7 protein-coding genes are annotated in these 8,039 nt (G+C 43.7%); 6 read left to right on the forward strand and 1 reads right to left on the reverse strand.

All coding sequences use genetic code 11. The features are described 5' to 3' along the window. The 6 genes from helD to WAM07_RS14080 all read left to right on the forward strand — a co-directional run. Positions 1-1,060 (forward strand): RNA polymerase recycling motor HelD (gene helD, locus WAM07_RS14055; protein ID WP_422167821.1); only part of this gene is annotated, 1,060 nt, incomplete at its 5' end. A gap of 115 nt (positions 1,061-1,175) precedes the next feature. Next, positions 1,176-2,687 carry a potassium/proton antiporter gene (locus tag WAM07_RS14060; protein ID WP_422167823.1) on the forward strand — a complete coding sequence of 504 codons (1,512 nt, stop codon included), beginning with the start codon at positions 1,176-1,178 and terminating at the stop codon, positions 2,685-2,687. Between the two features lie 222 nt (positions 2,688-2,909). Further along, positions 2,910-3,722, forward strand: coding sequence for a pyrroline-5-carboxylate reductase (gene proC / locus WAM07_RS14065; RefSeq protein WP_422167825.1), 813 nt, complete (start codon positions 2,910-2,912; stop codon positions 3,720-3,722). A 113-nt stretch (positions 3,723-3,835) separates the two neighbouring features. Next, positions 3,836-4,315, forward strand: coding sequence for a PH domain-containing protein (locus tag WAM07_RS14070; protein ID WP_422167826.1), 480 nt, complete (start codon positions 3,836-3,838; stop codon positions 4,313-4,315). Further along, positions 4,308-5,783, forward strand: a complete 1,476-nt coding sequence (locus WAM07_RS14075; protein WP_422167828.1) for a PH domain-containing protein — start codon at positions 4,308-4,310, stop codon at positions 5,781-5,783. The genes WAM07_RS14070 and WAM07_RS14075 overlap by 8 nt, the downstream gene beginning before the upstream one ends. A 130-nt stretch (positions 5,784-5,913) precedes the next feature. After that, on the forward strand, positions 5,914-7,206 hold the full coding sequence (locus WAM07_RS14080) for an NCS2 family permease (protein ID WP_422167830.1): 1,293 nt from the start codon (positions 5,914-5,916) through the stop codon (positions 7,204-7,206). 641 nt (positions 7,207-7,847) lie between these two features. Here WAM07_RS14080 and WAM07_RS14085 read toward each other — a convergent pair. Next, a partial coding sequence (locus WAM07_RS14085; RefSeq protein WP_422167832.1) for a hypothetical protein occupies positions 7,848-8,039 on the reverse strand: 192 nt, incomplete at its 5' end.

Here is an 8,039-nt window from a genome sequence, read left to right on the forward strand (position 1 = left end):
TGAATATGTTGAGGCGTTTAATGAACTTGAGGATCATAAAGAATTTAACGAAGACACGTTCGATGATTTTGATAGGGAGCAGAAGCTGCTTGTAAAAAGAATCGTGGAGAAAAAAATGCGGCCTTTAAAGAGAAAGATCGAACAGTTGAAGTTTATTAAGCTGAGAAAGCTGTATGAACAGATGTTTGATACAGTATCCGTTCCTGAAGAGTTAAGTGATGAAGATTGGAAAGACATTGGACACGAAACAAAAAAAGCGTTAAACAAGAAGTACCTTTATGCTGAGGATGTTACACCTTATCTGTATTTACAGGATCAAATTGAGGGCAGAAGTGTTAATACAGTTATTCGCCACCTGTTTATTGATGAAGCACAGGATTATTCACCGTTTCAAATCGAGTTTATCAAGCAATTATTTCCGAATGCACGCTTCAACCTGCTCGGTGATTATAATCAGGCGATTCATAATCTTTATACTAAAGCTCCGAGTTTATTGGAAGAAGGGGAAGAATTAGAAGAAGATATGAATGTGGAACATTTGTATTTAATGCGAAGTTACCGTTCCACTAAACCGATTGTTGAATTTACGAAGCATCTGCTTCCGGATGGGGAGAAGATTGAAGCATTTAATCGCGAGGGGCAGAAGCCTCGTGTTCATAAGAAAGACAACGAGGATGAACTTATCAAATCTATGCAGGAAACAATACTCAGCAGGAAGAAAGAAGGTCACGAAACCATTGCTCTTCTGACCCGAACGACACAAGAGGCGAAAGATTTACATGCGCGCATAGGCGAGAGTCTCTCGGCCCGTTTGATTTATAAAGAATCACAATCCTTTGAAAAAGGTATTCTTATTCTTCCTGGATATTTAGCCAAAGGAATTGAATTTGATGCCGTAATGTTACCAGAAGTGTCCAGTGCGACTTATAACAAAGAGGAAGAACGGAAACTATTATATACAGCAGCAACAAGAGCGATGCACGAATTGGATTTATTTTTTACCGGAGTGATGAGTCCGTTGCTTCAATCGGTATCTGAGGATTTGTATGAGAGAAAATGAACAACAGCCTCTGCAACGCAGAGGCTGTTTGTTTCGATAAGGTGAATTAGTAGGGGACGGAGGCGTTGTATTGCTATAATGAACGATAGATGTGATGGAATAAAGGAGATTAACAATGATACATGAACTGCTTCAGTCGGACAAGTTTATTATGCTAATAGCTTTACTATTAATTACAAGTATTCTCGTAACGAAGTTCTCAACAAGACTCGGGGTCCCTTCTCTTGTCTTATTTATTGCCGTAGGAATGCTGGTAGGGAGCGATGGGCTCGGGTTAATTTATTTCGATAGTGCTGAAGTGGCGCAGCTTGTCGGTGTATTTGCCTTAATTATCATTTTATTTGAAGGTGGTATGCAGACGAAATGGAATAATATACAGCCAGTGATTGGTCCGTCGGTTACTCTTGCAACTATTGGGGTACTGCTTACCACAGGACTGGTTGGTGTAGCGGCAAGGTACATATTAGGCTTAGACTGGGTGGAAGCTATGCTGCTTGGGGCGATTATTGGTTCCACGGATGCGGCGGCTGTATTTGCGGTGTTGAAAGGGAAAAATATTAGAGACAGACTCGAGGCTACGCTTGAAGCCGAATCAGGTACTAATGACCCAATGGCTGTGTTTTTAACCATTACGTTCATTCAAATTTTAACCACGGGAGAAGCGGAGGTTCTTCCATTGATTGGATCCTTCTTCTGGCAGATGGGAGCAGGACTTCTCATTGGTGCTCTCGTTGGGTACGCCGGAAGCTTCAGCTTAAACCGTATTAATCTAGATTCTAGTGGACTCTATCCTTTATTTGCACTTGGATTCGCTTTTTTAGCATACAGTGCGAGTTCTCTCGCGCAGGCAAGCGGATTGTTAGCTGTGTACGTAGCAGCCGTATTCATAGGAAATGCAGAGTTAGCCTATCGTTACTCGATTCTGCGTTTCCACGAAGGGTTTGGGTGGATGGCCCAAATTGTGATGTTTATTATCCTTGGGCTGTTTGTATTCCCGAACGAAGTCTTTACGCTATCAGTTATGATCGATGGGCTGCTTATTGCTCTGGCTCTGATTTTAATTGCCCGTCCGTTGGCCACATTTATAAGTTTGGCCTTCTTCTCCTTTAGTATAAAGGAGAAATTGTTTCTATCGTGGGCAGGACTTAGAGGAGCTGTTCCCATTGTACTGGCGATTTTTCCGATGCTTGCTGGCGTAGAGAATAGTCAGCTGATTTTTAATGTTGTCTTTTTTACTGTACTGACTTCCACTCTCTTTCAGGGATCATCTATTACATGGGTAGCGGAGCGCTTTAAGCTGGTGTCAGACAAGCTTACCAATCCAATTCATTCCCTGGAATTGATTTCAATCGGAAAAGCAAACGTGGAATTAATGGAATTTGATGTAGTGGAAAATAATCAGGTAGTAGGGCAGACGCTTGAGCATATCGAACTGCCGGATCGTGCTTTAATCAATGCGATCATAAGGGAAGGCGATGTAATCACGCCATACGGCCAAACTGAAATAAAAGCAGGAGATACTTTGTATATCATGGTATCACGGAGCAGTAAGAAAGAAGTAAAGAAATTATTGCAGGCCGTTAAGCCTGGAGAGGACGCTGTGAACCACGAAAAAAACCGAGCTTAAGGCAGCTCGGCTTTTTTCGTAGCAGCTATGATATTTTTGGTCGTTCGCTATGATATGAAGAATACAATTCTAATTATAGGTAACTTGTACGCATTTGTAAACCTTTTCACCATAAAACATGAAATATTTACTAGTTATTTACATAAATTCAATCGAATTAGATCGACAATTGTTATGTAAGAAATAATCCTATACAATGGAGAGAATAAGGAGGAATGCCCGGTGGATAAAAAAATAGGATTTATTGGCTGCGGACAGATGGGACAAGCTATGATCCAGGGAATGATTGATGCGAAACTGATGAAAGCGGAAAACATAGCAGCAACCGCTCTCTCGGATGAAACCATCGACTTTGTCTCAGATGAATATGGAATTCACATATCAAATGACAACAAGCAGCTTGCACGTGAAAGCGATTTATTATTTCTAGCTATTAAACCTTACATTTATCATGGAGTTATTCAGGAAATAAAGGATGAAGTTCCTCCGGACACCGTTATTGTTACGATTGCAGCGGGAATTACACTGGATGCAATCAAAGAAGCATTCGGGCGCAATGTTAAGGTTATTCGCTCGATGCCTAATACGCCTTCTCTTGTCGGAGCAGGAATGAGCGTGTTATGCCCAAATGATTTCATTACAGAAGAGGAATTAGCGGATGTAATGGAAGTTTTCGAAAGCTTCGGGGAAGCAGAAATAATTGAAGAAAAACTAATGGATGCGGTTCCTGCGATTAGCGGTTCTTCTCCAGCCTTTGTTTACATGTTTATTGAAGCGATGGCTGATACAGCTGTTCAGCAGGGCTTTCCAAGAGATAAAGCCTATAAAATTGCCTCCCAGGCTGTTCAGGGGGCGGCGAAGATGGTTAAAGAAACAGGCAGACATCCAGGTGAGCTGAAAGATGCGGTGTGCACCCCAGGAGGCGTCACGATTGCAGGAGTGACAGAACTTGAGCATTCCGGCATGCGCAGTTCAATTATTCAGGCGATGGAAGCTTGTACGAAGAAGTCGAAAGAATTATCAAAAGGTGAATAGACTTCTCAGTAGCCAGATATGACATGCCTGTCGTGTCTGGCTTTTTTTAAGGATACGAAACTTTTAGAGTCATTCTTTCGTATCTATGGTAGATGATTGGGGAGGTATGGTTTATGTGGAGAGAACCGGCACAGCGGATTTCTGAACGAGCGCTGTCCTTATGGAGGGTCTACGGAGCTATTCAGGCTGGTGTGACACTTCTTGTCAGTATCGCCGTTGGAGGAGCGGTCTATTTCTGGGACTGGCCTGAATGGCTGCTTGCGATTGCAGCTGGAGTTATTTTAGTGGAGTTAATCCTCTCCGTCTGGTTAATACCTGATCTGAGGTGGAAACGTTGGCGGTATGAAGTGACTGAACAGGATATTGAGCTTCAGCACGGAATTTTTATCATTCAGAGAACACTCGTGCCGATGGTCCGTGTTCAGCATGTGGATACGGAACAGGGACCTTTACTTAGAAAATATCGTCTGTCAACGATCAGTATTTCGACAGCGGCAACGGTACATAAAATTCCTGCTCTTGATGAACAGGAGGCAGAGGAACTTAGACGTTCGATATCTTCTTTAGCAAGGGTGGCTGAGGATGATGTATGAACCCAAACGACTTCATCCAGTATCTGCGGTTATTAATTTTGTTAAAGGATTAAAAGATTCTGCTCTTCCTATTATCGCGCTCATCTTCCTGAACGGTAACATATTCAGTGGAGGAGTAGAGTGGATGCCTCTTTTAATAACGGTCGGTTTTCTTCTATTAGTACTAGGTGGAGGGGTGATTCGCTGGCTCCGTTTCACTTATAGAGTAGAACAGGGAGAACTGAGGATTGAACATGGGTTAATTCTGCGAAAAAAGCGATATATTCCTTTTCACCGCATTCAAAGCCTGGATTTCTCTGAAGGGATCTTTCACCGTCCTTTTAACCTGGTGAAAGTATCCATTGAAACTGCCGGCTCAAGTGATCTTCAGAAAGCGGAGGCAGAACTTACGGCGATCAAACGAGAAGATGCTGATGAATTAGAAACTATTATTTCAAGAGAAAAAAACAAGCGTACGATTGAGGAAGAAGGTATAGAAGAAGACCGTGTGGTTTCCTCCAGGGAAAAGGTATATGAGATGAAAATGAAAGATATAGTTGTCATGGCTGTTACTTCAGGAGGAGCTGGAGTCGTGTTATCAGGAGTGGGAGTGTTTGCCTCCCAGCTTACCGAAGTTCTGCCACTGGACACGATTTACAGTGAATTCCTTGCCTGGCTTCGTATTGGGGTTCTGGTAGTCGCATTCGCTGCATTTGTCATCTTGTTGATTGCCTATGGCATATCGATCCTGCTCACCATATTCCGCTATGCAAACTTCAGCGTTTTTCTTGATGCGGATGACCTTGTGATTACACGGGGATGGCTTGAGAAAAAACAAATGACTATCCCGTTAAACCGGATTCAAGGTCTCAGAATTGATGAGAATCTAATACGTCAGCCACTTGGCTATGCGTCGGTCACCTTAGTCAGTGCTGGTGGAGCTATGCAGCAAGGTGCCGAGCATCAGCTTCGGCTTCTTCCATTGATTAAAAAGAAAGAGATTGAAAACGTATTGCATCAGATGATCAGTGATTATGAGCTGGATGTAGAGTGGAATCGGCCGCCGACAAGATCTAAACGCCGCTATATCCTGCGTCATTCGTGGTTCGCCTGGGTAGCCGTCATTCCACTAAGTATTTTCCTATTCCCATATGGCCTGCTCGCGATCCTCGCTGCCCTTGCGTTCACAGGAATAGGTTTCTTAGCTTATAAGGATGCGGGATGGAACTTGTCTGATCAGCAATTGACGTTGAAGAGCCGCTTCATTAATAAGCAGACATTTGTTATGAAAAGGAAACGGATCCAGTCAGCTGCCGTTACTCAGACCATCCTTCAGAAGCGGGTGGATCTGGAGAGTATACGTGTAACTTTGAAATCGGGTGTCGGTGGGGCCGTCGCACGCTGTCTTTATTTAGATCAGCAAGACACCCGGCAGATGATGGACTGGTATCGTCCGAATGACACAGTTGAAAAAAGGTCTGACCTCTAGGTTCAGACCTTTTTTATATGCATTTCCCATTAAAACACGAACATTAAGGTTAAAATCATTGATTTTTGTTCGTTTTCATCTTATGATTAGAAACGTTGTGATTTTACATGCGAGACAGGGGATTTAAAAAATGAAGAAATTATTTAAATTAGAAGAAAACCATACGAATGTAAAAACTGAATTATTAGCCGGAGTCACTACGTTCCTTACGATGGTGTATATCGTGGTAGTGAACCCGGGGATCCTTGAAGCGGCTGGCGTACCGTTCGAACAAGTATTCATGGCGACCATTATAGCTGCTGTGGTGGGAACATTAATCATGGCCTTTGCCGCCAATTACCCGATTGCCATTGCACCTGGAATGGGGATGAACGCTTATTTCGTCACCGAAGTTATTCAGCAGGATGTTAGCTACTCAGTCATTCTTGGAACCGTGTTTTTAGCCGGTATTCTCTTTGTCATTCTAAGTCTGACTAAACTTAGGGAAACCTTAATTACCGCTATACCTGCTTCTTTAAAATATGGAATTACTTCAGGTATTGGTTTATTTATAGCCTTTTTGGGACTGCGCATGTCAGGGATCATCGTAGCGAGTGAAGAGACGCTCGTGACGCTGGGAGATTTGACCGCACCAGGTACACTTTTGACTATTGGTGGATTGTTCATTACGTTAATCCTTATTGCGCGTAACGTGACGGGGGGCTTGTTTATCGGTATGGTGATTACAGCCGTAATCGGCTATTTTACAGGTCAACTGGAGATTGGCGGAGTCATGTCCGTGCCGCCAAGCCCTGTTTTCTGGGATATGGATATTTCCGGAGTATTTACGAACAGTTTATATACGGTTATTTTTGCGTTCCTGCTCGTAACGATTTTTGATACGACCGGAACGATGGTTGGTGTAGCTGAGCAGGCAGGGTTTATACGTAAGGATGGTAGTCTGCCACGGGCGAGAGCAGCTCTGATGGCTGACGCTTCTGCTACTACGGTGGGTGCCATGTTCGGAACTAGTCCATCATCAGCTTATATTGAATCTTCCTCCGGAGTGGCCGCAGGTGGAAGGACCGGACTGACAACAGTAGTTGTCGCTGGCTTATTTATTCTCTCCATGTTCTTTGCTCCGCTGGTGGGAGCTGTTTCAGGACTGCCTGCTATTACAGCACCTGTACTGATTATTGTTGGTTGTTTTATGATGGAAGGTCTGGCTAAAGTAAACTGGACCTCCTTTGATGATGCCTTCCCTGCTTTTATTATTATTCTGACGATGCCGCTCACCTCGAGCATAGCAACAGGGATTGCGCTTGGCTTCATCACGTATCCTGTTTTGAAACTGGTAATGGGGAGAGGAAAACAAGTACACTGGATTCTATATGTATTTGCGGTGATCTTTATCCTGCAAATGGCCTTTTTCCCAGGTCATTAAACAAGGTCTCAGTTAACAATCCATATTGACGTTATAGAATAGCTCCCGTTTGTGTAAGACTCCGTTTCGAGATAATTGTTATGAGAAAGGTCCTGCGGGGAACGATTTCGCTTTCAGTGGGGAATGCGCGGAGCCTCCTCAGGCTTCGCCTTCCGGGGTCTCCCCTGTCATTTTCATCCCACAGGAGTCTTCATCGTCCCCCTCCGGACCCAGCCGAATTAGAGGCTCGAAACGGGTTCGTCCTTCACCCGCTTGAGAAGAAATAACCATATGGGCGTATATACTTTTTCAGGCAGAACTATGCGGGATAGTCTGTTATATATGCATTTCAGGCAGTTTAAGGAGGCAAGGATCCTCTCTTTCCGAAGGATCTGTTCTTCTTAATAAAGTTGGGTTGGTGGGGAAATGGCGAGACTCCCATGGGAGAAGGAACTAGGTGAGATCCCGCAGGGAGTGAAACGAGCGAGGAAGCTCAACGTTCCCCCATAGGAAAGCGAGTTATTTCCCTGCCAGCCCTTATCCATCTAACGTAACGGACCCATTTATCTCGAAATGGAGTCTTCAACAAACGGTAGCTTTACTGGAAAATCAATGGGGGGCAGAGACATTAAAAAAAGAGTCCTCAGACTCTCATTTTTGAATTATTTCCTGTTTGTGGACACCCTTAGTTCCCAGATAAATAAACTGATACCAGCCAATAAAGCCACGATTCCTCCTATGAGCAGGCCGCTTGGAGTATAGACAAACATATACCTGAGAAACTCCTCTTTCCCCCATGTGTCTGCCCCGATTCCTCCAATCGCTGCACAAATAAAAAGGGCGGCGAATAGGAA

It is taken from the genome of Halobacillus sp. (assembly GCF_049282395.1).
Classification (GTDB): domain Bacteria; phylum Bacillota; class Bacilli; order Bacillales; family Halobacillaceae; genus Halobacillus.

Coding starts and splice junctions, on each gene's coding strand:
- WAM07_RS14060 (WP_422167823.1), top strand. CDS start 1,176: ATGATACATGAACTGCTTCAGTCGGACAAGTTTATTATGCTAATAGCT.
- WAM07_RS14070 (WP_422167826.1), top strand. CDS start 3,836: ATGTGGAGAGAACCGGCACAGCGGATTTCTGAACGAGCGCTGTCCTTA.
- WAM07_RS14075 (WP_422167828.1), top strand. CDS start 4,308: ATGTATGAACCCAAACGACTTCATCCAGTATCTGCGGTTATTAATTTT.
- WAM07_RS14080 (WP_422167830.1), top strand. CDS start 5,914: ATGAAGAAATTATTTAAATTAGAAGAAAACCATACGAATGTAAAAACT.